The organism is Wolbachia endosymbiont (group B) of Limnophora tigrina (assembly GCF_964263235.1).
In the GTDB taxonomy this organism is placed as follows: Bacteria; Pseudomonadota; Alphaproteobacteria; order Rickettsiales; family Anaplasmataceae; genus Wolbachia.
On the sequence record NZ_OZ181655.1, the window covers coordinates 966,067 to 988,504 of the forward strand.

The following is a 22,438-nucleotide window of genomic DNA, read 5'->3' on the forward strand; positions in this document are numbered from 1 at the left end:
TTATAACTTACTTATTTTAAGTGTCAGATCAAGTCCTATTTAATACAGCTAAACAGTATATCAGTAGAAAGTAGTAGTCGATCAAGAAGTAGCTCATCGTCTTCAGCAAGCTCTTGACTGACTGAAGCGGAGTCTAAGACTGAAAGAAGCTTATCTTGGGATAGCGATGATGTGCCGGAATATCACCTTTAGCTATTTGTCTGAATGTTTTTAATATGTAGACTGTTAGGAAATTGTCTTTTGCTTTTGTGATTTTCATGTTAAAGTATAATTCCTGGGTGAAATAAGTAGCTGCTGTTGTGTGATAAACATAGCAGAGGAAAGTCCGGGCTCCAAGGAAAAATAGTGACGGGTAACGCCCGCCGGAGGCAACTCCAGTTATAGGGCTACAGAAAATTACCGCCTAAAATATTTTAGGTAAGGGTGAAAAGGTGTGGTAAGAGCACACCATGGCAATGGCAACATTGGTAGTCGAGTAACCAACACTAGGAGCAAGATTAAATAGAAGTAGATTTTATGTTTTTCTCATATCTACTCGGGTAAATCGCATGAGGTAAATGGTAACATTTACTCCAGATAAATAGCTACATAAACAGAACTCGGCTTATATTTCACCTAGGCGTCACATGATACGTGCGATATAAGCCATGCTATATTTAAGTGTAGGCATTTCATGCGTTGTCCTTCACTTGTTCTGCTTGATAGCCATCACTACTTTCGCCTACATTAACATTAGAATATTCTTCATCATCAATATACTCTTTCAGAACATACCCTCTGCCCCAAACGGTTTCTATGTGGCTTTTTCCATCATTTGCACTTTCAAGTTTCTTACGTAATTTGCACATAAAAACATCAACTATCTTGTTATCTGAAGGTTCATCCAAGCCATTGTAAAGATGATTTAAGAACATTTCTTTTGTTAGTACTGTTCCTTTACGCAGTGCTAGCAATTCTATCATAGAATACTCTTTATTAGTAAGGTGAACCGTTTTACCTTTCACCTCAACAATCCTGTGATCAAAATTGATATTTATATTACCAATCTTTATCACCGATTCAGGATGGCCTTTAGTACGACGCACTATGGCCTTAATTCGAGCTAATAACTCGCTTTTATGAAATGGCTTGGTTAAGTAATCATCGGCACCATACCCAAGCCCTTTAGCTTTGTGATTGACAGCGGATATACATGAAAGTATTAAGACAGGAACTCTGATTTTTGCACTTCTTAGTCTTAACAATATATCATATCCGTCAATATCACCAGGCAAGTGTATATCTAAAATAACTAGGTCATAGTAATCTCCGTTTGAGGAAACCATATTATTGTTATAATCTTGTGCAGAAGTAACAACGTCACAGAAGTGTCCATCAGAAGTTAAGGCATTAACCACAGTCTTTGCACTTACTTGATCATCTTCGATTAATAATATACGCATATTTTACACCCCATAAATAATTTATAATTTTAGTAATATATATAACTAAGGAAAGTAATAAATCAAATTTTTATTAACAAATGATCAAAATTACACTTATTAATTAATAGTAAATATATTGTTCCAAAGTTATATAAATAGATCTAAAATATAATAGATATACCATGGTAGTAATAACATTTTTAGTAAATATTGAATTAAAGTTACTATTATTAAAAGAATACTTCGGTTAATAAATATTTAACTATTCTATATGTCTGTGTTATATTTTTAATTTACTTATCCTACTGTTTTAAAGTATAAGTAATACTTTCAGGAATATTGTGTGGCAATATCAATTTTAGGTGCTGGTGCATGGGGTACAGCAATCGCAATTTCATTAGGTAGTAAGAAAGATGTGATTTTGTGGACTCGCAATGAAACTACATTTGAATCAATCAACGGGAAAAGAGAAAGTGACAAGCTACCCGGTTGTCGAATTTCTGATAATGTGTCAGTAAAATTGGCTATTGAAGACACAATTAATGCTTCAGTAACAATCCTCGCTGTTCCCACTCAATCTCTGAGGGAGGTATGTCAGCAATTGTATAATTGTAATCTGAAAAAAGATGTAGCAATAATTTTAGCTTGTAAGGGAATAGAAAAGTCTACATTAAAATTACCTAGTGAAATAGTAAATGAAGTTTTACCTAACAATCCTATTGCTATTTTTTCAGGCCCTAGTTTTGCTATAGAAGTTGCAAAAAAATTGCCCTATTCAATGGTTCTTGCGTGCCAAAATAACACATTAGGTTCAAAGCTAGTATCGGAGCTGCAACAAGAAAATGTTAAGTTGGAGTTTAGTAACGACATTATAGGAGTACAGATTTGTGCAGCATTAAAAAATGTTTTTGCTATAGCATGTGGAATTATTTTTGGTAGAAAACTCGGGTTTAATGCTCATGCAGCGTTGATTACAAAAAGTATGAATGAAATTAAAACTTTGTACTTAGCAAAAATTGGTAACAACAATATCAATATGGATACTTTGCTCGGGCCTTCATGTTTAGGTGATTTAGTAATGACATGCACATCCTTGAATTCAAGAAACCTATCTTTTGGGTTTAAAATAGGTAATAGTAACAATGGATTTGATGTTCAGCAGATTTTGTCAGAAGGCAAGTCAATGATTGAAGGTTTTAGCACTGCTGAGTCCACATTTAATTTAGCAGGAAAGCTAAAGATAAAAATGCCTATATGTGAAGCGGTCTATAGATTATTGTATGAAAGCGCCTCTATAGAGGATACTATTTCTGTTCTTATAAATTAGTTTTGTACCTTGGTATATTGTGAAATTTTTATATAAATTGATATCAACATGGTGGCTGTCTGGCACAGTAAAAAAAATGCCAGGTACCGTAGGCAGCTTAGCTTCTTATCCAATTGTTCCTGTAATACTGAGTAACAGAATTTTAGGTGCAGCAATTATTTTTTTTTGTTCTTGATTGGATTATGGTCTATAGGCAATTATATAAAACATTACAAGACTTCATGTGATCCAAAAGAGGTAGTAATTGACGAAGTAGTGGGTCAATTGCTGACGATACTTTTAGTTTCAATATTGTTAAGCCAAGAGATGAATTGCTCTTTATTGTTGTTGTGCTTTTTTTCTTTTAGGTTTTTTGATATAATAAAAACGTGGCCTATAAATTTGATCGATGAAAATACCAAAGGTCCTTTAGGTGTTATGCTAGATGACGTTGTAGCTGCAATTTTGGCCTGTGTTCTTATAGGAACTTTTTATTGTTTATTGTTGGCGTATGCAGGATAAAAAAATTTATTATTCAAGCTTAATTGCTCAAAATTTAAAGGACTATATACTTTACGCAGCGAATTTATCTGAGTGGGAAGTACACGATAAATTTGATAACACCATATTTACAATAAATGGTACCAGGGAATCATTATTTAATTTTGTGTTCTGTGGAGATCAATGTACCGAGCTTTCTATACAAAAAACTCTAGATTATCTCAGAACAAGAGATATAGAAGCAACATGGGTAATAAATTCACATATGAAAATAAGAGATATTTTAGAAAAGTATGAAATAAAACACGTTAGCACACCAAAAAAAGCTTTACTTAATATGAAAAATTACTTTTTACCTGCTGATGTTATTCCAAGCTTGAGGTTAAATGCTGTAAATAGTAGCGACCTCTTAGAACAGTTAGATTTACACACTTCTAAAATTTTTTATCATAGCGTTGGAATTGTCAGCACATTTTTTCGTGGATTATCAAATTATGATGATAAGAACTCAAGATTAAGATTTTTTCTTGTAACACTAAATAATGAAATTATTGGGACATGCGGTCTTTATGTTCAAGACAGCGTAGCTGGTTTTTATAGTGATGGAGTTTTACCAATTTACAGGAATCGTGGAATAGGGACCCAAATGGTTTTAGAAAGAATAAAGATAGCTAAGCAGCTTGAATGCAAATATATAGTAGCACATTGTATGAAGCCTTCTGTAAACCTTTATAAGAGATTGGGCTTTCAGATGTTAGGCAATCTTTACTTATATACCTCTTCAGCATAATTCCCTTACTGAGCGGTTACAAATTTTTACATTTGTTTTAAAAGTGCTATGTTTTTTTTGTATGAAGTGGTTTTAATATTGATTCTAATATTATTCTTTCTCTCTTATTCTAAATTAAAAATTAGCAATAAAATTAAGAACTTACAACATCAAAATGTTATCATAAATAATTTGATTGATACTGTAAATGATGGGTTTTATATTTGGGATGCAAAAAAACGTATAGAAAAGTTCTCTCCCAACTTACTAATTTTGCTTAATACTGTTTTTTACTCATTTAATGAGTTTGTGAATTTTTTTGAGCAATCAGAAAGCTTAATTAAAAATTTTGCTGAGGCAAAGGAAATAAATAAATCTTTTACTCTAGATTTAAAGTCAAAAGACAGTGAGGTTTATTGCATATGTTATGGCAGAAGCATAATAGATGATTCTAACAATGTGATTGGTGTGCTGTTATGGATCAGAAATATCTCAGACTATAAGATAAAAGCTAACGGACTTGAGTTAGAAAATAGTAAGCTTACACAAGAAGTGGAAAGCTATAAAAACGTTTTCAACTCTTTACCATTTCCAATACTAAAATATAACAAGAATAGAAAGGTGGAATTTTATAACTTGTTTTATGATAAATATGTAGATAGCTCTAAGAAATTTGCTGTTACCGGTAGCGCTTATAGCACAAAACCAGGAAGACATATCATAACTTACAAGAACGAACCTAAGGTTTTCGATTTTGTAAAAATTCCAATACAAGGTTCTGGTAGCATAGTAATGTATGGAAAAGATGTTAGTGGTGCAGAAAAATTACATACTGAATTAAACAGTTATTTAGCTGCACAAAAAAATTTGCTTGAGAGTTTACCGATTGCTATAGCAATATATAGTAAGGATCAAAAGCTAAAATTTTATAATAATGCTTTCATAAAAATCTTTCAATTTGACCCAAAATTTTTGGCATCTTACCCAACTTATCATGAAGTTGTGTTTTACCTCTTCGAATCTAAAAAGTTTTTAGAAAAAGAGAGTTTTCAAACTATTAGTAACAAAAGACATGAATTGTTCAAAAAATTATTTGAATCGTATGATGATACGATGCATCTCACAAATGGAAAAGCGTTCAGAGTATCAACAATGCCCTACACTTTGGAAGGTGTGCTGTTTTCTTACGAAGAGTGCAAAAAATGACACTTAAACTCCTTCTCTCTCTACCATGAGCTGTTTTACTTTCGCTATTGCTCTTGCTGGATTAAGCCCTTTAGGACAAGTTTTTGTGCAATTCATTATTGTATGGCAACGATACAGCTTAAATAGGTCATTTAAGGCATCAAGCCTTTCACCTGTCTTATTATCACGGCTGTCAGCAATCCATCTGTAAGCTTGTAATAGTATTGCTGGTCCTAAAAATTTATCACTATTCCACCAGTAGCTTGGGCAACCAGTCGAACAGCAAGCACATAATATACAGTCGGACAAGCCATCCAATTTTTTTCTATCTTCAGGAGATTGAGAGTATTCTTTATTTGGTAGGACAGGCTTATCTGCTTGTAACCAAGGTTTAATTGATTTGTATTGCTCATAAAATTGGCTCAAGTCCGAGACTAGGTCCTTTATCACATACATGTGAGGTAATGGATATATTTTTACATCACCTTTTATATCGTGTATAGATCTAGTACATGCAAGAGTATTGGTTCCGTCAATATTCATGGCACAAGATCCACATATGCCTTCTCTACAAGAACGTCTGAAAGTTAAAGTCGAATCTATTTCATCCTTTATTTTTATTAATGCATCAAGTACCATAGGGCCACAACTATCCATATCAATAAAAAATGTGTCTATTCTAGGGTTTTTCTCGTCATCAGCAGACCAACGGTAAATTTGAAATCTTCTGATGTTTTTTGCTCTAGCAGGAATAGGATAAATTTTGCCCTTTTGATTAATTTTAGAATTCTTTGGCAAAGAAAACTGAACCATATCACTTACCTTTTATTGTTTATAGCTAAAACCCCTTTATTTTTTAGATAACATATTTTAGTATCATCTACTATATTTTTATTAAATTCCTTTTTAAATTATGCATATATTGTAGCCAAGCGAAGCTAAAATCTCTCTTTCTAGATTTTTCATTATAATTTCTTCATCTTTCTTTTGGTGATCATAACTAAGTAAATGCAGTAATCCATGCACTAACATGTGTGCAATATGAGCAAGAATGGGTATACAATACTCATGCGATTCCCTTTCTATTGTGCCTATTGAAATTGCTATGTCTCCTAAATCGCACTCATTAGACAATTGTTCACACGGAAATGATAGTACGTTAGTTGGCTTATCCATTTCTCTAAATTTTAAATTAAGTTGATGTAGCAAGTCATCATCAGCCAGAGCTATTGATATATTTGGTTTGTAGTGATCTATTTTTAATTCTTTTAGAGAAGTATTGATAATATTTAATACAAAGCCCTCTGGATCCTCTATAGTGCTGTGCCACCTCTCATCAAGAATATTTACTTCTAACATAATTAACAGTTTGTATGAGTTATATAGTTTGATGCCATTCCAGTGCTTGGCGTACAACTGTACAAACGTTGTGAGTTGAGAGAAATCTCAACTAGAAATGGTGTCATCCCAGTGCTTTGACACTGGGATCCAGAAAATTTAATTGTAAACGAACACACCAGATAGCTGTATAATAGAAACTGGATTCCAGTGTCAAGCACTGGAATGACATCACTTACTATGTAACACTGTATCGTATTGCAACATTTGTACAGTTGTGTGCGTGACCAGAAAAGGAGAACTATAGATTCCAGTGTCAAGCACTGGGATGACAGGGTATTACACATCACTCATGCTTATTATTTCATTCCATTCAATTTCCGAAACTGGGGCAATTGATAAACGTGGTTGTTTTAATATAGTCATATTTTTCAAAAGTGGGTTTTGTTTTATATTATTTAACGTTACTTGGTTATTTAAAGGTTTCAAAAACTTTACATTCACTAATCCGAACTTGGGATCATTAACATGATAATACTCTTTAAATACTTCAACGATTCCAAGTATTGCTTTCTCTTTACCTGTATGATAAAAAAACGCAAGATCGCTTACTTTCATAATTTTCATGTAATTTTGAGCTTGATAATTGCGCACGCCATCCCACTCAACTACCTGCTCCTTTTCCATTTTTTGCCATGAATATTCACTTGGCTCTGACTTGAGTAGCCAAAGTTGCATTATTTTTTTCTTCTTAAATAAGCCGGTATATCATAAACATTGCTGCCCCATTTAGCTCCTTCGCTTACCTGTTCAGTTGGTTTTGTTTCCAGTGTTTTGTCTTGCGTACTTTCACTGTGACTATAGGGCCACTTAAATTTCTCTTTCTCTGAGTCTTCGCTCTGACTTATAGGTGAAGTTTCTGATTTATTATTGCGACCATCAATGCCAGTTGCAAGAACAGAAACTCTAACTCTTCCCTCCATCGTTTGATCAAAAGTAGCACCAAATATTATATTTGCATTTTCATCTACTTCTTCACGCACTCTATTGGCTGCAGCATCAACTTCAAACAGAGTCATATCTCCGCCACCAGTAATGTTAATTAATATTCCTTGCGCACCTTTCATTGATACATTGTCAAGCAATGGATTGGATATTGCAGCTTCCGCAGCACTAATTGCTCTATCTTCTCCTTCTGCCTCTCCGGTGCCGATCATCGCTTTGCCCATCTCGCTCATTACTGTTTCTATATCAGCGAAGTCAAGATTAATAAGCCCTGGCATGACCATCAAGTCAGTTACTCCTCTGATGCCAATATGCAGAACATTATCAGCAAGTTTAAATGCATCAGAAAATGTAGTTTTTTCATTTGCAATTCTAAATAAATTCTGATTTGGAATGACAATAAGTGTATCCACGTATTTTTGCAGTTCTTCAAGTCCAAGCTCTGCAATGCGCATGCGGCGCACACCTTCAAAACCGAACGGTTTAGTTACAACTCCAACAGTCAATATCTTTTTTTCTTTTGGCGCTCTATCCTTAACTGCAGCTCTTGCTTCTCTGGCTGCTTTTGCAATTACCGGTGCTGCACCGGTTCCAGTACCACCGCCCATTCCTGCTGTGATGAAAAGCATATGACTATCTTTTATATGCTCCATAATTTCATCGATTGATTCCTCTGCTGCACCTTTGCCAACATCAGGCAAAGCACCAGCACCAAGACCCTTAGTTAAATTAATGCCAAGCTGAATTTTTTTATCACATAACGACTTTTCTAGTGCTTGAGCGTCGGTATTTGCGACAACAAAATTCACTCCTTGCAAATTAGATTGGATCATGTTATTCACAGCATTTCCACCAGCACCACCCACTCCCACAACGGTAATCCTTGGGTGTAATATAGGTAACTCCGGCAGACTAAGATCAATAGACATTTAAATTACTCAAATTTAGCGAATTCACTTGATAGTAAGTTACCGCTTTTTTAATAATATGCAAATACTTTTCACTTCTATAGGCTACAAATAGTAAATATGGTTTACTTATTCTTAATAATACTCAAGTACCATGAAACAACAGGCAAAAATTTTGCACCTATAGAGAGCATAACTCCACTGGTGCAAAAAAATAGAAATATTTATGAAAAAAGGGATAGAAACTACCCTCTTGTTGTGTAGGCTATACTTTCTGTGCTTTTTGTTCCCAACCGACTGCTACAGCAATCTTGTCTAAAACTGTTTTTGGATTCTCTACATTGAGCTTGGTAGTACCATTCTCTGTGTTTAATAACTCCTGCACTCCACCAATTTGACCCGCCTTACTACTGTTCATATACATATACACAGGTGCAGCTATTAAAGCTGCCACCACAGCAACAACTATCAAACTAGCAACTAGTGGATGAGCAACTAAAAATGCAGATACTGCAGTAATAGCAGGACTAACGAGTGTTGCAGCTTTTGTTCCAACTGTACCAACGAAAGCCGCATAAGCTGGGCTCAAAAAGTAAGCAGCTGTAAGCGAAGTTACTACTGCGATTGCTGCAAAAGTAGCGGCTGTTTTGTATGGGTTTTCTTTTACAAAATTCCAGCTTTGCACAGGAACTTCTTTAACTGCTGACCAAAGCCCTTCATCTCTATATTTATTTTTTATTGTTTCAATTTTTGGCATAACTCTACTCCTTTAAATAGAATATTAATAAAATTTCATTAGAGGAGTATATAGTAAAAAAAATTGCCTGTCAAGTGAACTAATTTGTTAATATATCCTTATTCTGTAATTCAGTGCTTCAGCAATGTGTGCTCTTTTTACTTCTTCACTTTTTGCAAGATCTGCAATGGTTCTTGCAACTTTTAATACGCGTGTGTAGCCTCGATTGGAAATGTAATTTTCTTTCAGTACGTATTTTAGCAATTCTAACCCTGCCTGATCTGGTTCAATAAATTTATTAAATGCTTCACCGCTTACTTCTGCGTTACAACGAACATTCAATTTACTATAACGCTCAGTTTGAATTTTTCTCGCTGCTATCACCCTTCCTCTTATAACCTCGGTACTTTCTCCCTCCACAGAGATTTCAGGAGAAAGTATGCTGACGTTTGGCATTTCAATGCATATGTCTATTCTATCAAGCAATGGTCCTGATATTTTGTTTTTGTAATCTGCGCCACACTTTGGAGCTTTGTTGCACGATCTACTTGCATCACCTAAATAACCGCACCTGCAGGGATTCATTGCAGCTATAAGTTGAAAATTTGCTGGATAGGTTATGTGAGCATTTGCCCTCGCCACCGTAACTTTTCTATCTTCAAGTGGTTGGCGCAGAGAATCAAGCACAAGTCTTGGAAATTCAGGTAGTTCATCAAGAAATAACACGCCATTATGAGCCATAGTGATTTCTCCAGGTTTTGCATTCTTTCCTCCTCCTATCATTGCTGGCATAGAGCATGAATGATGAGGTTCACGAAAGGGACGAGTTACTTTGAATATTTCATTACCAGTTTTTGTTATGCTGGAAATAGTATTAACATCAATCATCTCCTGTTCGGTCAAATCAGGCAGCAATCCTATAAAGCGCTTAGCAAGCATTGACTTTCCAGTACCAGGAGGGCCAACAAGAAGCATATTATGCCCACCTGCTGCTGCAATTTCAGCTGCTCTTTTTGCAACAACTTGACCTTTGATATCCTTCATATCGGGAACCAATCTTTTTTCTTTGGGTGCATCACTATAATTAAAAATTACTGGCTGAATTAATTGCTCACCCTTAAAGTGTCTGATAATATCAGTTAATTTCTCTATAGCTAGAATTGAAACATTCTTTACCCATGAAGCCTCTACTCCATTTCCCCTTGGGCAAATTACTCCTTTATTTGCCTTTTTTGCATTAATTGCTGTTGGCAGAACTCCTGAGATTGGTATTACTCTGCTGTCTAGTGCAAGCTCACCCATAATGATATAAGACTGAACTTTTTCAACTGGTATCACATTCATTACAACAAGTAGTCCAATAGCAATAGCCAAGTCATAATGACTGCCTTCTTTCAGCAAATCCGCAGGGGAGAGATTAACTGTGATTCTTTTTGGAGGTAGTAGTAGATTGATTGAATTTAACGCTGCTCTGATGCGCTCTTTAGATTCCGCAACAGTTTTATCCGGCAAGCCAACAATATTAAAAGCTGGAATACCATTTGCCATGTGGATTTGCGCATTGACACTTACTGTGCTAATTCCCTGAAGCGCAACGGTATTTATATTTGCAATCATAATATATTATATAAAATTGTTAATATAATATATTAAAGAAGTGATGAAGTAAAGGCTACAGCAATTAAAGATGGCTTAACTTAGCAAAAAAGTGCATAGTATCCTATCACTTTGCTGATTATAAAATGTTTATAAGGATAATAACTTTTCTTTTGCTATACTCAAGCGCGGTTTTCTGTGGTGATTGTAATTTTAATTTACCATACTGTGGGCTCAGTTGTAATCTGGATCTATCATATAGAAATTTAAGTAATATAAAAAAATTGTTGAATAACGACGATAAGTTTGTTGCGCTTACGTTTGATGATGGGCCTTCCAACAATAGAGTAAACGATATTATTAATGTTCTGGAAAGCTATGAAGCAAAAGCAACGTTTTTTGTGCTTGGTGAACGTATAAATAAAAAAACGTCTGAAATAGTAAAGAAAATTCATGAATCAGGTCATGAGTTAGGCAATCACTCTTGGTCGCATAGGAAGTTGACATCACTTTCAAGTGAGGAACAATTGCGAGAATTGAAAAAGACAAATACAGCAATTAAAAATGCAATCAAACAAGATGTAAAATGGTTTCGCCCGCCATATGGATGTCATGACGATAATCTGATTGAAAATACTAATAAATTGGATATGTATTCGATATTATGGACAGTTGATTCGCTAGATTGGCAAGGTGATAAACCAGAAGCTTTAGTTGAAAGAGTTTTAAGTAATGTACATAATGGGGCAGTTATACTGTTTCATGATCACAATAACAGATCAAACACAATTGAAGCTTTACCTCATATTATTAAAATACTAAAAAAATCGGGTTACAAGTTTGTTACCTTAAGTGAGTGGGAGGAAAGGGTTTGTAATACGGTAAAAGCCAGAAGTGTAACAATAAAAGAGGGGGAAAAAGTGCGTTTTGAAGGAATGTTATGTGGACAAAAAACAAAGTCTTTAACCGCAGAGCATTCATATTAGGTGGTATTCAGCTTACCATTTCCGCTATTTTTAGCTATAGGTTATATAATTTACAAATAAGAAACAGACAAAAGTACGAAGCACTATCTAATAGTAATAGAATAAGAGTCGCTACTATTATGCCTCAGCGGGGCAAAATTTTAGATAGGAATAGCACTGAACTTGCGGTAAACAAAATTTCGTATGTTGTTCTGTTTGATGGTTCTGGTAAGGAGGTTGATTTGCAAACATTATCAGAAGTCGAGTCTAAAATAGCAAGATCGTCAGAAACAAAAGTAACTGCTCTTTATAAACGTTATTACCCGTTTGGTTCAATGTGTTCTCATGTACTTGGATATACAAAAAAACAGCAAGGCATAAACGAAGTAGGAATCAGCGGTATTGAATATACATATGATCATATATTGAAAGGCAAGCCAGGAAAATCTGAGCAGGAAATAAATTCTAAAAAACGCGTCATAAAAGAATTATCAAGCATACCACAACAAGACGGACAAGATGTACAGCTGACAATTGATATTAATCTGCAAGAGAAAATCGCAGAGGTATTTAAAGATCACCAGGGCTCCGCAGTGGTAATTGATGTAAATAATGGAGAAATTTTAGCATTATATAATTCACCTTCTTATGATAATAATCTTTTTGCTAGCAAGCTATCAAATGAGACTTGGGAAAGCTTGAATACTCCTTCATTATCACTTGTGAATCGTGCGTTATCATATCAAATTCCACCTGGTTCAATATTTAAAATAATAGTTGCGCTTGCGGGTTTAAAAGACGGGATAATAACACCAGAAGAAAAATTCTCGTGTAAGGGCTATATGAAAATAGGTGAGCGGAAATTTCGTTGCCTGAAAAGCAAAGTCCATGGATATGTATCTTTAAATGAGGCAATGGCTCTCTCATGCAACACTTACTTTTATAATATAGGGAAAAAAATAAGTGTAGACTCTCTGGTGGAAATGGCCAGAAAATTTGGTATTGGAAGTGGGCCACTGATTGGAACGTTTAAGGAAGAAGCTCCGGGATTGTTGCCCGATAGAGATTGGCGCGCACGAAAACTATATTCGCAGTGGTATTTAGGTGACACTATCAACTTAGTTATAGGACAAGGGTATTTGCTTACAACACCACTGCAGCTTGCAGTTCTTGCAGCGAGGATTGCAACAGGAAAAGAGGTAATTCCCCACATTGAAATGAGTAATACAGTGCAAAATTTCCCTGACATTGATGTAGATTATAAGCATTTTAGCATAATTCGAAAAGCTATGTTTGACGTGGTGAATTCTAACTATAGAAAAGGGCTAAGCGGCATACAAATTGCCGGCAAAACCGGTACACCAGAGATAAACTCTAAGGGTGAAAGTCATAAGTTATTTATTGCTTATGGTCCTTACCATAACCCGCGCTACGCAATCTCTGTGTTTATAGAACACGGCAAAGCCCCGCGCCAAGATGTTGCTATAGCTAATGAAATATTTCAATATATGCTTGAAAGATGATCCCTATGAGTATTAGACTTCTTGCATAACCATATAACGAACTTTTCTTGGGAATAGAAACGAAAAAACCTACTTGACAAACTCCGCCAGCCCCCTTATCATAAAACTGAAGGTATTCAGTTATCTTCATCTGTGCAGATTAAACAGCAAGAAAACAACGTAGTTGGCGTCTTATTTTTAATTTTTTGCACTATGTGCACCTTATGTCTTCACAACATTTCTGGGTTTTTACCTATATAAGCTGAAACGCGCTTATAAGTCGTTTAAGACAGTATAGTACGCCAATTTGCAGGATTAGAGAGTGATAACTAGCTAACACGGGATTTCTTTTGCCTTTTTTTCTGCTTAGTAAATTTCTTAAACATTTAAACTAAGGTGAGTTGCACTTAAAAGCAGCTAAATTGCAGTGTTTAAGACTTAAAAAAACGCCAATACTGAAAATAGACAATGACTGGGGCTTCTTTTGCCTTTTTTTTCGTTTGGTAAATTTCTTAATGTTTATAACTAAACGACAACCGTCATACCGCTACTTGTTAGCGGGATCTATGCTAAGAGATACCGCGAATGAATCGCGGTATGACGGTGTAGATGATGGTTAAGTATTCCGCTACTTGTTAGCGGCTGAGATACCGCGGCGGTATGACGATTCGCGGTGGTATAGTAATTCGTCATCCCGCTGCTTGTTAGCGGGATCTATGCTAAGAGATACCGCGAATGAATCGCGGTATGACGGTTCGTGGCGGTATGACGTAGGACTGCTGTCATTCTAGTGTCAGCTACTTTCATGACACCGTCATAAAGGAACCAGTGCTAGCTACTTTCATGACACCATTCTTTTTTCTGGATCCAAGTAGTCAGGGCACTGGGATGACAAGAAAGAGGCTTGTATCTTGTAAAAAGCATCTAATACTTTAAATTGGCGCTGTAATAATGTGCTGACGCTTAGTTTAAGCGCGGTTTGGCTGAATGTAGAAAAAATTTAAAAGACATGCAGCCGCTATAATTTTATGTAATCCGCCAAAAAATACCCTAAGTTTTTTACTGAATTTTGTCATTGAGCCTGCAGGTCAAAAACAAGTTTTGAGTCATAAATACCCTTATTGTCATAATAAGGGGGCTGGCGAAGTGGTTTTTTTGTTTCATCCAACACGCTGCCAAAAGTTTGTTATGCAAGAATGCATAGTATCCTAGCCATTTCTCACAGATTCATTTAAACTTAATCAAGTAGGAGTATTATTAACGCGAAAAGGGTTCAATTAGAGACTTAAGTGATATGGCGCGTGAGGAAGATATAAACCAATTAGTAGAAAATGGATTTGATATTAACTCAAAAGATGCAAGTGGAATCACTCTCTTGCATAAGTTCACAAAAGAAGGCGATTTAGTTGGAGTAAAGTCATTACTAGAGCACGAAGCTGATTTTAATGTCGTAGACAACGAAAATAGAAACCCTCTGCATTACGCCATTATGCATGGACACAAGAAAGTTGCTAAACTTTTTGTTAACCAGCTGACAATTAATTCCAAGGATAAAAATGGATTCACTCCACTGCACCTTGCTGCACTACAAGATGACACGGAATTAATAGATTTTTTGATAACAAAAGGCGCAAAAATTAATGAAAAAGACGCTAAAGAGGGCTATACTCCTCTTCATATAGCTTCACTATACGGTTCTAAAAAAAGCGTCCAAATTTTAATTGATAGCGGAGCAAATCTTGAATGTGAAGATAACAATTTTCGTACTTCTTTGTTTTTAACCATTTATCAATGCACCGCACATTATGACAGCAGAGCAGAAATTATAGAATATCTGATAAAGAAAGGTGCAAATATAGAAGCCAAAGATGCAGAAAATAACACTACGCTTTTCCTAGCAGCGTATAACAACAAAATGCAAATAGTAAAGCTTATTGTAAAAAAACAGCAAGCAAGTAACGATAAAATTAAACTTAAAGAGTTTTTTTGCACAAAAAACAACCATGGTTTTGATGCATTAGATTGCGCTATTGAGCATAATAATAGAAAAATGGTAACATTTCTTGTATCAAAAGGAATAGATGCAAATGATCAAGATTTTAATGGCAACGCCAGGCTGCATAAAGCTAGCCATAATGGTAACACTAAAGCAGTTAAGCTCTTATTGAAGCTTAAGGTAAACGTTAATGCTGTTACTAAATGTAACAGAACTCCCTTGCTACTTGCAGTTAAGAAAGGCCATATAAAAATTGTAAAAATATTATTGGAAGTTAGAGCCAATATGAACATTTGTGAGCAACAAGGTTATGCACCTCTACATCTTGCTGTTCAAAAGGATTATTTTGATATAGCTCAGCTGTTAACAGAAAAAGGCGCAGACCTGAGCATTGAGTGTAATAACGGTCATACTGCAATAGATATGTTCATTAGCAAGGCTCATAGCAAAAAAAACATAGAAGAAAATTACAAAAAATTTTGTAGATTTTTGATGCTTTACCTAAAAGAGCTACATAGTAAACACAAAGCCTGTTGTATACTTTCAACCCTAGCTCTAAGCTTAACAATTATAGGCTTACCATTTATTTTTAAGCCTATTATTAAATATAGAGAGAGAAGTAAAATATATAAAAAAACTAAGGCTATGCTGGAAAACTTACTCTACATTTAAGTACAAGAGGGGCGTACAAAAAACATATAGCCAGTGCAGGTCAAGCTAATATATGACAATTATCTGCTCGATGAAAACGAAATTAAATACATTTTTAATATTTTTATAGAAATCTATTAGTATAGATTTTGTATGCTGTTCTAATGGCTATCTTTAAGTGTTTAATGCTCCTTTTTATTATTTCCTGCACACACCTACCTACTAAGCAACATCCAACTAACATAGACAACGAAGATCATCATGATATAGGTGAGCACGATTATTCGTTGCAGCAATACAACACTTCTTTGGAGAGTAATGAACCGGCAATACCAGAAATTATGCCTTTACCAATAGAGTTTCCCGATTTCACAATCAGTAATCAGCTTGTTTCTATTAATGTTAGTGAAGAAGTATCAGTAAAAGATTTGCTGATTGAGATAGGAAAACTTTCTGACGTTAACTTGGACATAGACCCAAAAATATCAGGTAATATTATTTTAAAGCTAAAAGATAAGGATATAAACGAAGTAATTCAGAGTATAGCAAATAGTGCCAAATTGCATTACTCAACAAGTAATGGTGTAATTAGAATTGAGCAAGACTTACCATACGCGCAAAATTATTACGTAGACTTCATTAATATTCAACATTCTGCTCAAAGCAGTTTTGTCATTAGTAACAATATTACTAACAGTGATGGAAGTAACGCTGATAGGGACTATAACAACGTTATGAAGTCTCAATATAGTAGTGACTTATGGAATTCATTAGAAAAAGGCTTGAATGCAATAATGGATGTTAACGGGGTGGATGATGGCGAATTCCTTTCATCCAACAGAGAAGCTGGTGTTATTATTTTGAATGCTAGAAAAGATATCCATAAAGCTGTTGAAGAATATATTAATAAGGTTAAGAAGTTAGCGTCTTCTCAAGTAATGATAGAGGCAAAAATAGTTGAAGTTGTATTAGATGACAAATACCTTTCTGGTATAAACTTAAATGATTTACGTGATGGAACTAAGTCTATAATCAATCAAGATAACTCCATTATTAACCTAGCAATGAACTTTGGTGCAAGTGATCTAGGGGGTTTAGTAAAAAATTTAGACAAATTTGGCACTTCAACCGTAATTTCAAGCCCCAGAGTACATGCTATAAATAATCAGCAAGCGATGATTTCATTTACTAAAAATCATATTTATTTTACTTCCGATATACAAAAAGATACAAGAAATTCTAATCAGACCTTAATTACCAAGATGAATAGTGTCCCAATAGGTGTTGTGCTAATAATCCACCCAAGCATTAACATTGATACTAGTGAAATATTCATGGATATACACCCAACTTTATCAAGAATTAGCAGCTACACTAAAGATCCAGATATAGAGTACGTTGCGCAGCAGAGTAAAATGAAATTAAATAGCGATATTCCAATTGTTGAAATCAGAGAAATGAACTCTATGTTAAAAATTAAGAGCGGTGAAATTATGGTAATCGGCGGGCTTATAGAACATAGAGAAGATAAGCAAAGCTTATTACACCAGAAGTCAAAAAGGCTAGCGAATAACATTAGAACAGTAGAAACTGTCATTTTTTTAAAAGCAACAATCGTACCAACATTTAGTTTGTTAGATAGAAAAGATAAGAATTTATATATATATTAAATCACTACTAAAAATTAAATATCAAACCAACTTCAATATTATGAGTGGATATGTCATCTGCAACAGGTATCGGAACGCTAAAGTAACGATAGCCGAGAAAGGTTTTGACTTCTGGGATTATTGAATAGTTAATACCAAGCTTTATTTGATAAGCAAACCAAGGAACATTAAGTGGCATTGAACTTTGGGGTGACCCATTAATCCTTTTTAATCTAAAAACTGTTGGCCCTATGCCAAGACCGATGTACGGAGCAAATTGTGTATCCTGAACGCTGGGATTATAATATAAGTTTAACAAAAACGCAAATATACTTGCTGATTTATCAAATACCAGAGGAGAATTACTACTTTCAATATTGGCTCTAGAATACATGGTTTCAAAATCAACTCGGCCATTTTCTCCAGCATAGTAACCTAAAGATATGCTGCTGAGCCACTGGAAATCAATTTTACCATCAAATTGCTGTATACTTTTAATTTCATTTGCCACTATATTTTTTATCATAAAACCATAATAACTTTCAACTAAAGTTAGGACTCTTTCCCCTATTGCTTTTATGCCATTCACAAATATTTCTGAATTATCATGGTATACCTTACCACTGTTAGCACTAACATAAAAATCAAGTTTTTTTGATTTTTCTTTTGTAGGCTGCTCATTATCAGCTTGATCTGCAATACGTGACCACATATTTTTCTGATCAGCTACTTGGAGAATAGAAGGTTGTTCAGTAGGACTACTTTCAAGTTCTTGATATTTTAAATCATTTATTAGTATTTTTTTCTCAGTAACCTCTTCAGAATGCATTACATCTTCATTATTGTCCGTTTCTAGTTTTAAGAGTTGTACTTGCTCAATGTGTGTATCATTACTAATATAAGTAATAAAAAAATAGACACATGAAATGAAAATCAAAAATAAAGTAATAGATATTCTAGTTATCATAAATGAATTCACAATTATCGTTTACAGTATAATTACTATATCGTATATTTCCTCAATGTACAAAAATTAAGAAAAAATATTTCCAATTAGATAATTATTTTCCACTCCTTTAACATTAACTTTCATAATACTCTTGGCTTGAGCTTTTGATTCAAGCTTTACTAATGCAAAATTTTCTGTTCTACCGACATTATTTTGCTCAACCAGAACACTTTGTTCAGTGCCTATCAAAGATTGATAAAAGCTACTCATCATTTCTCTATTCATTTCTCTTAAATTTTTTACTCGTTCTTTACGCACATTCTCTGGTACTTGTGGCATTCGTGCAGCAGGTGTATTCTTCCGCTCTGAATATGGAAAAGCATGTAGGTAAACTATATTTGTTTTTTTCAGTAAATCAACTGTATCCTGAAACATTTCATCAGTTTCTGTTGGAAATCCAGCAATAGTATCAGCGCCAAATGCTATATTAGGCCTCAAGCTCTTCATTTTATGACAAAATTCTATTACTTGTTCTCTGTTGTGACGACGCTTCATTCTCTTTAGTATTAAATTATTACCAGATTGTAGACTCAAATGTAAATGAGGCATAAGTCTTGACTCATTAGCTATTAAATCCATTAATTCGTCGTCAACTTCAGCAACATCGATAGAGGAAAGTCTTAGCCTCTTCAACTCTGGTATATCTTTTAAAACTCTCCTAATCATTGAACCAAGTGATGGCTTAGCAAACAAATCTGTACCAAAGTCAGTAATATCAACACCTGTAAACACTACTTCTTGATATCCATTTTCTACAAAGATCCTAATTTGCTCTATAATACTGTTTATTGGCACAGATTGATTATTCCCTCTTGCCTCAGTAATTGAGCAAAATGTGCAGCTATGATTACAACCATTTTGAATTTCAATAAATGCCCTTGATTTATCTTCAAATCCATTAATTAGAACAGGTTCTGATTTGTTTACTTGGTTATCACTGACTAAGATTTTATCGTCATTTAGTAAGTAATTTTCAGCTTTTAGCTTATCTTGATTACCGAGCACTTTACTTACACCAGGAATGCTACTGTAAACTTCTGGATCCAACTGAACAGCACAACCAACTACGATAATTTCTTTACTTGGGTCGTTTTTATAGATCTTACGTATTTTTTGCTTTACCTGACGTTCTGCTTCGTTTGTCACTGCACAGCTATGTACCACAACAACATTTTTTCTTTCTGCTTTTTTTAATGCTTCTTTGATTAACTCACTCTCGTAAAAATTTAGACGACAACCAAATGTTATCACTTCATTCATGCTAGTATTTTTTAGACCTTACAATTTAAATTATATCATACATCCAAGCAAAGTCATTAAGCCTCTTGCATGACCATTGTTTTGGTAGATAAATGCTATGCAAGCAGCAGACACTGGAATGGCTTTGTTGCATAGCAACGTAAGTTTTTTCCAGAGTAAATAATTTTATGCGACTATTTCAAATTTAGGCACACCAATTGCAGTAAATTTGTTCATTAAGTAGCATTTAATAAGTAGTTCCTTCTCTCTATTTGTCTCAGATTTATTCTTAAAACTAAACCCAAATATTTCCTTCAACCTTGAGAAAAATCCTTCAATATACGATCTTTTTCCGTAATTTACTTCTTCTTTCCATCTTTTTATACCATTCTCACCATGTAATTCCATTAACTGAATAGCAGCATTTCTATCAAGCATATAATCCAATTTTGGATGCTCTGCTGAGTTGTTTTTCGGAGGAATTTTCGTTTTTATGCCATATTGATTACACAGCTTATAGAGCTTTTTTCTATCATATGCCCTATCTGCATATAGTGCTTTTATAGCATATTTAACATCAAATTTCCCCAATGCTCCATAGTGATCAGAGTAAACGCCATTACTGTATTTTGTAGCTATGACTTGTTTGCTCAACATTATGTGCAATTTTCTTACTTGTTTATAGCCGCGGTACTCTCTATCTTTGCTATTTTCTTTGCTGTGTGTTGTTGTATATACTAATTCCTATACTGTCTATAGCAATTTCGATATCTTCCATGTTATTTTTATCAACTCTGCAATCATTGATCTTAATATCAAGTTTCTTTTGATGCTTGTGAATAGCTGCAAATTTTTTCCTATTTGTTCAATGTATCCCTCTAAAAATCCCACTGTTTGTCTCAAACCTATTCTGAATAGATGGGTTATTATATGTATCAAAATTACCACTTTGTTGCTGTAAATATTGTTGCCATTCTACATTTTTGGCCCAATTTCATACCAATTTTCTATGGCTTCGTTGATATAATGAAAAATATTTCCTCTTTTTTCTAGAAATTTGTTACATTCTCTATGGTTACTGACTCTCATTCTTTGTGGCATATTTATCCTTAAATCGTCATTTTATAATGAATTTAGTCAGTAATCACCAGTTTTTCTGCTGCTATGCAATAAAGCCGGGGGCTGGCAGAGTTTGTCAAGTAGTTTTGCATTGTGAAAACAATTATCACAAAAATCCTATATCACCGGTCATGAATACGTTATTTGCCCATTCGATTAATAACTTACCTCCTGGTAAATCTACTGAAGTCTGTTGGGCAGTCAGATATCCACGTAGTGTGGATGCAACAAGTGCTGCACAGGCTGCACTACCGCATGATGCAGTAATGCCTGTACCTCTTTCCCAAACTCTTAAAGCTATTTCTCCAGACTTTTCAATTTGTGCAATACTAATATTAATTTTCTGAGGAAATAGTACGTGATTTTCTAGCTTTGGTCCTAAATTTCGCAATGGTATTTCACTTATGTTATCAACAAAAAAAACTATATGAGGGTTACCAATATTTACTGCAACAGGATCTTTTAGCATTTCAAGCTCTATAGGTAAGTGAAGAGTGTCACACTCAGTAGACAAGGGAATTTCATGCCATTTTAGCAAAGGTTTACCCATGTTAACCTTTATGGATGTATCACCAACTTTAAAACACTCTAAAATGCGTTTGTTTACCAGCTCAATAGTGATATACTCAGTACCTTTTTCTGACATTATCAAATATCCAACACAGCGTGCTGCGTTTCCGCACATTTCAGCTCGACTACCATCAGCATTATAGATATGTATAAAGCAGTCTGCAGCATTAGACATTGTTATAATTATCACTTGATCACAACTGCTTTGATCAGCAATTTGTCTATAGTTCCAGTCTAAATTGTTTGTTGAACGTGAGTCTATGATAACAAAATTATTGCCAGTACCGTGCATCTTGATAAAATTTTTAGGACCTTGGCCACTCATCATAAAAAAATATTTCTTCTATTGGTCTTCTTTTTTTCTTACTTGTTTCAGTGCCCTCTTCTTCGTAACCAACCGCTATCACTGACATTACATTAAAATCATCGGATATGTTGAATCTTTCTACTATTTTATCTCTATCAAATCCACCCATTTGATGAGCCATTAAGTTCATAGCTGCAGCCTGTAGCATAAGTGCATAATTTGCTGCACCAGTATCGTGACTAGCCCAAAGATTTTCTCCTTTACCTTGTTTACGGAAGTTTTTAGCACTTAAAGATATGATTAACACTTGTGCATCTTTTGCCCATTTTTGATTAGATTCATCAAGACAATTTAACAGCTTTTCCCATGCGCTTTGATTGTTCTGTTTGTTGCATATCACATATCTCCAGGGTTCATCACCAAAACATGATGGGGTGAGCCTTACAGCTTCCATTAAAATATCCATGTCTTCCTGAGATATTGCTCTTGTAATATTGTATGAACGTCCGCTGTGTCTTGCTTCCATCAACGATAATAGATCTTGTTTACTCATCATTTTTAATTTAATAGTGCATAAATAATTCATTGTAGCACAATATGAGCAAAATTTAAATTGCAAAACCTCTTATATACATATATTACATTTAATAAGTTATTTTTATT

Annotated in this window: 20 protein-coding genes, 1 other RNA gene and 1 pseudogene; 9 read left to right on the forward strand and 13 right to left on the reverse strand. The window is 34.4% G+C overall.

What is annotated here, in order from left to right:
* The first annotated feature begins 274 nt into the window (after positions 1 to 274).
* Positions 275 to 623: RNase P RNA component class A (rnpB, locus tag ACE38O_RS04745), an RNA gene on the forward strand.
* 48 nt (positions 624 to 671) lie between these two features.
* Here the strand turns inward: rnpB and ACE38O_RS04750 are convergent.
* Positions 672 to 1,442 carry a response regulator transcription factor gene (locus tag ACE38O_RS04750; protein ID WP_374698427.1) on the reverse strand — a complete coding sequence of 257 codons (771 nt, stop codon included), beginning with the start codon at positions 1,440 to 1,442 and terminating at the stop codon, positions 672 to 674.
* A 325-nt stretch (positions 1,443 to 1,767) separates the two neighbouring features.
* Here ACE38O_RS04750 and ACE38O_RS04755 point away from each other — a divergent pair, with 325 nt between their 5' ends.
* From ACE38O_RS04755 to ACE38O_RS04770, 4 genes and pseudogenes are all read left to right on the forward strand, one after another.
* Positions 1,768 to 2,751, forward strand: a complete 984-nt coding sequence (locus ACE38O_RS04755) for an NAD(P)H-dependent glycerol-3-phosphate dehydrogenase (protein WP_374698428.1) — start codon at positions 1,768 to 1,770, stop codon at positions 2,749 to 2,751.
* 19 nt (positions 2,752 to 2,770) lie between these two features.
* Positions 2,771 to 3,252: pseudogene (locus ACE38O_RS04760) on the forward strand (phosphatidylglycerophosphatase A).
* Positions 3,242 to 4,021 (forward strand): GNAT family N-acetyltransferase, encoded by a 780-nt coding sequence (locus ACE38O_RS04765; protein ID WP_374698429.1) that lies wholly within the window; start codon positions 3,242 to 3,244, stop codon positions 4,019 to 4,021. The pseudogene ACE38O_RS04760 and the gene ACE38O_RS04765 overlap by 11 nt, the downstream one beginning before the upstream one ends.
* A 48-nt stretch (positions 4,022 to 4,069) precedes the next feature.
* Positions 4,070 to 5,206, forward strand: a complete 1,137-nt coding sequence (locus ACE38O_RS04770; protein ID WP_374698430.1) for a PAS domain-containing protein — start codon at positions 4,070 to 4,072, stop codon at positions 5,204 to 5,206.
* A 3-nt stretch (positions 5,207 to 5,209) separates the two neighbouring features.
* Here the strand turns inward: ACE38O_RS04770 and ACE38O_RS04775 are convergent, their stop codons facing one another.
* The 7 genes from ACE38O_RS04775 to ACE38O_RS04800 all read right to left on the reverse strand — a co-directional run bounded on the left by ACE38O_RS04775 (position 5,210) and on the right by ACE38O_RS04800 (position 10,789).
* Positions 5,210 to 5,998, reverse strand: coding sequence for a succinate dehydrogenase iron-sulfur subunit (locus tag ACE38O_RS04775; RefSeq protein ID WP_374698431.1), 789 nt, complete (start codon positions 5,996 to 5,998; stop codon positions 5,210 to 5,212).
* A 93-nt stretch (positions 5,999 to 6,091) separates the two neighbouring features.
* Positions 6,092 to 6,544, reverse strand: coding sequence for an rRNA maturation RNase YbeY (ybeY, locus tag ACE38O_RS04780; protein WP_374698432.1), 453 nt, complete (start codon positions 6,542 to 6,544; stop codon positions 6,092 to 6,094).
* 2 nt (positions 6,545 to 6,546) lie between these two features.
* Positions 6,547 to 6,870: a hypothetical protein gene (locus ACE38O_RS06115; protein ID WP_410542003.1), complete on the reverse strand. Its 324-nt coding sequence runs from the start codon at positions 6,868 to 6,870 to the stop codon at positions 6,547 to 6,549.
* Entirely contained in the window at positions 6,863 to 7,261 is a 399-nt protein-coding gene (locus ACE38O_RS04785; protein ID WP_374698433.1) for an EVE domain-containing protein, read from the reverse strand. The genes ACE38O_RS06115 and ACE38O_RS04785 overlap by 8 nt, the downstream gene beginning before the upstream one ends.
* On the reverse strand, positions 7,261 to 8,457 hold the full coding sequence (ftsZ, locus tag ACE38O_RS04790) for a cell division protein FtsZ (RefSeq protein WP_374698434.1): 1,197 nt from the start codon (positions 8,455 to 8,457) through the stop codon (positions 7,261 to 7,263). The genes ACE38O_RS04785 and ftsZ overlap by 1 nt, the downstream gene beginning before the upstream one ends.
* Before the next feature lie 244 nt (positions 8,458 to 8,701).
* Complete coding sequence (locus tag ACE38O_RS04795) at positions 8,702 to 9,193, reverse strand: hypothetical protein (protein WP_374698435.1); 492 nt, start codon at positions 9,191 to 9,193, stop codon at positions 8,702 to 8,704.
* Between the two features lie 87 nt (positions 9,194 to 9,280).
* Positions 9,281 to 10,789: a YifB family Mg chelatase-like AAA ATPase gene (locus tag ACE38O_RS04800; RefSeq protein ID WP_374698436.1), complete on the reverse strand. Its 1,509-nt coding sequence runs from the start codon at positions 10,787 to 10,789 to the stop codon at positions 9,281 to 9,283.
* A 125-nt stretch (positions 10,790 to 10,914) separates the two neighbouring features.
* Here ACE38O_RS04800 and ACE38O_RS04805 point away from each other — a divergent pair, with 125 nt between their 5' ends.
* The 4 genes from ACE38O_RS04805 (at position 10,915) to ACE38O_RS04820 (ending at position 17,552) form a co-directional block, all read left to right on the forward strand.
* Positions 10,915 to 11,754, forward strand: a complete 840-nt coding sequence (locus ACE38O_RS04805; protein WP_374698437.1) for a polysaccharide deacetylase family protein — start codon at positions 10,915 to 10,917, stop codon at positions 11,752 to 11,754.
* Positions 11,709 to 13,256, forward strand: coding sequence for a penicillin-binding transpeptidase domain-containing protein (locus tag ACE38O_RS04810; RefSeq protein WP_374698438.1), 1,548 nt, complete (start codon positions 11,709 to 11,711; stop codon positions 13,254 to 13,256). Before ACE38O_RS04805 ends, ACE38O_RS04810 begins: the two co-directional genes overlap by 46 nt.
* Before the next feature lie 1,273 nt (positions 13,257 to 14,529).
* Positions 14,530 to 15,903, forward strand: coding sequence for an ankyrin repeat domain-containing protein (locus ACE38O_RS04815; protein ID WP_374698439.1), 1,374 nt, complete (start codon positions 14,530 to 14,532; stop codon positions 15,901 to 15,903).
* Positions 15,904 to 16,046: 143 nt separating this feature from the next.
* The gene (locus ACE38O_RS04820) at positions 16,047 to 17,552 is read left to right on the forward strand and encodes a secretion system protein (protein ID WP_374698440.1); all 1,506 of its coding nucleotides are present in this window, start codon (positions 16,047 to 16,049) and stop codon (positions 17,550 to 17,552) included.
* A 7-nt stretch (positions 17,553 to 17,559) separates the two neighbouring features.
* Here the strand turns inward: ACE38O_RS04820 and ACE38O_RS04825 are convergent, their stop codons facing one another.
* The 5 genes from ACE38O_RS04825 to ACE38O_RS04845 all read right to left on the reverse strand — a co-directional run bounded on the left by ACE38O_RS04825 (position 17,560) and on the right by ACE38O_RS04845 (position 22,361).
* Positions 17,560 to 18,498 carry an outer membrane protein gene (locus ACE38O_RS04825; protein WP_374698441.1) on the reverse strand — a complete coding sequence of 313 codons (939 nt, stop codon included), beginning with the start codon at positions 18,496 to 18,498 and terminating at the stop codon, positions 17,560 to 17,562.
* Between the two features lie 66 nt (positions 18,499 to 18,564).
* A complete protein-coding gene (mtaB, locus tag ACE38O_RS04830) occupies positions 18,565 to 19,800 on the reverse strand; it encodes a tRNA (N(6)-L-threonylcarbamoyladenosine(37)-C(2))-methylthiotransferase MtaB (protein ID WP_374698442.1) in 1,236 nt (411 codons plus the stop codon).
* A gap of 165 nt (positions 19,801 to 19,965) precedes the next feature.
* Positions 19,966 to 20,436 (reverse strand): transposase, encoded by a 471-nt coding sequence (locus ACE38O_RS04835; protein WP_374698443.1) that lies wholly within the window; start codon positions 20,434 to 20,436, stop codon positions 19,966 to 19,968.
* Positions 20,437 to 21,004: 568 nt separating this feature from the next.
* Entirely contained in the window at positions 21,005 to 21,793 is a 789-nt protein-coding gene (gene dapF, locus ACE38O_RS04840) for a diaminopimelate epimerase (RefSeq protein WP_374699089.1), read from the reverse strand.
* Positions 21,774 to 22,361 carry a nitroreductase family protein gene (locus ACE38O_RS04845; RefSeq protein ID WP_374698444.1) on the reverse strand — a complete coding sequence of 196 codons (588 nt, stop codon included), beginning with the start codon at positions 22,359 to 22,361 and terminating at the stop codon, positions 21,774 to 21,776. The genes dapF and ACE38O_RS04845 overlap by 20 nt, the downstream gene beginning before the upstream one ends.
* Between the last annotated feature and the right edge of the window lie 77 nt (positions 22,362 to 22,438).

Coding starts and splice junctions, on each gene's coding strand:
- ACE38O_RS04810 (WP_374698438.1), top strand. CDS start 11,709: ATGTGGACAAAAAACAAAGTCTTTAACCGCAGAGCATTCATATTAGGT.
- ACE38O_RS04805 (WP_374698437.1), top strand. CDS start 10,915: ATGTTTATAAGGATAATAACTTTTCTTTTGCTATACTCAAGCGCGGTT.
- ACE38O_RS04770 (WP_374698430.1), top strand. CDS start 4,070: ATGTTTTTTTTGTATGAAGTGGTTTTAATATTGATTCTAATATTATTC.
- ACE38O_RS04835 (WP_374698443.1), bottom strand. CDS start 20,436: ATGTTGAGCAAACAAGTCATAGCTACAAAATACAGTAATGGCGTTTAC.
- ACE38O_RS04825 (WP_374698441.1), bottom strand. CDS start 18,498: ATGATAACTAGAATATCTATTACTTTATTTTTGATTTTCATTTCATGT.
- dapF (WP_374699089.1), bottom strand. CDS start 21,793: ATGAGTGGCCAAGGTCCTAAAAATTTTATCAAGATGCACGGTACTGGC.
- ACE38O_RS04750 (WP_374698427.1), bottom strand. CDS start 1,442: ATGCGTATATTATTAATCGAAGATGATCAAGTAAGTGCAAAGACTGTG.
- ACE38O_RS04795 (WP_374698435.1), bottom strand. CDS start 9,193: ATGCCAAAAATTGAAACAATAAAAAATAAATATAGAGATGAAGGGCTT.
- ACE38O_RS04815 (WP_374698439.1), top strand. CDS start 14,530: ATGGCGCGTGAGGAAGATATAAACCAATTAGTAGAAAATGGATTTGAT.
- ACE38O_RS04820 (WP_374698440.1), top strand. CDS start 16,047: ATGGCTATCTTTAAGTGTTTAATGCTCCTTTTTATTATTTCCTGCACA.
- ftsZ (WP_374698434.1), bottom strand. CDS start 8,457: ATGTCTATTGATCTTAGTCTGCCGGAGTTACCTATATTACACCCAAGG.
- ACE38O_RS06115 (WP_410542003.1), bottom strand. CDS start 6,870: ATGTGTAATACCCTGTCATCCCAGTGCTTGACACTGGAATCTATAGTT.
- mtaB (WP_374698442.1), bottom strand. CDS start 19,800: ATGAATGAAGTGATAACATTTGGTTGTCGTCTAAATTTTTACGAGAGT.
- ACE38O_RS04800 (WP_374698436.1), bottom strand. CDS start 10,789: ATGATTGCAAATATAAATACCGTTGCGCTTCAGGGAATTAGCACAGTA.
- ACE38O_RS04765 (WP_374698429.1), top strand. CDS start 3,242: ATGCAGGATAAAAAAATTTATTATTCAAGCTTAATTGCTCAAAATTTA.
- ACE38O_RS04775 (WP_374698431.1), bottom strand. CDS start 5,998: ATGGTTCAGTTTTCTTTGCCAAAGAATTCTAAAATTAATCAAAAGGGC.
- ACE38O_RS04845 (WP_374698444.1), bottom strand. CDS start 22,361: ATGAATTATTTATGCACTATTAAATTAAAAATGATGAGTAAACAAGAT.
- ACE38O_RS04785 (WP_374698433.1), bottom strand. CDS start 7,261: ATGCAACTTTGGCTACTCAAGTCAGAGCCAAGTGAATATTCATGGCAA.
- ybeY (WP_374698432.1), bottom strand. CDS start 6,544: ATGTTAGAAGTAAATATTCTTGATGAGAGGTGGCACAGCACTATAGAG.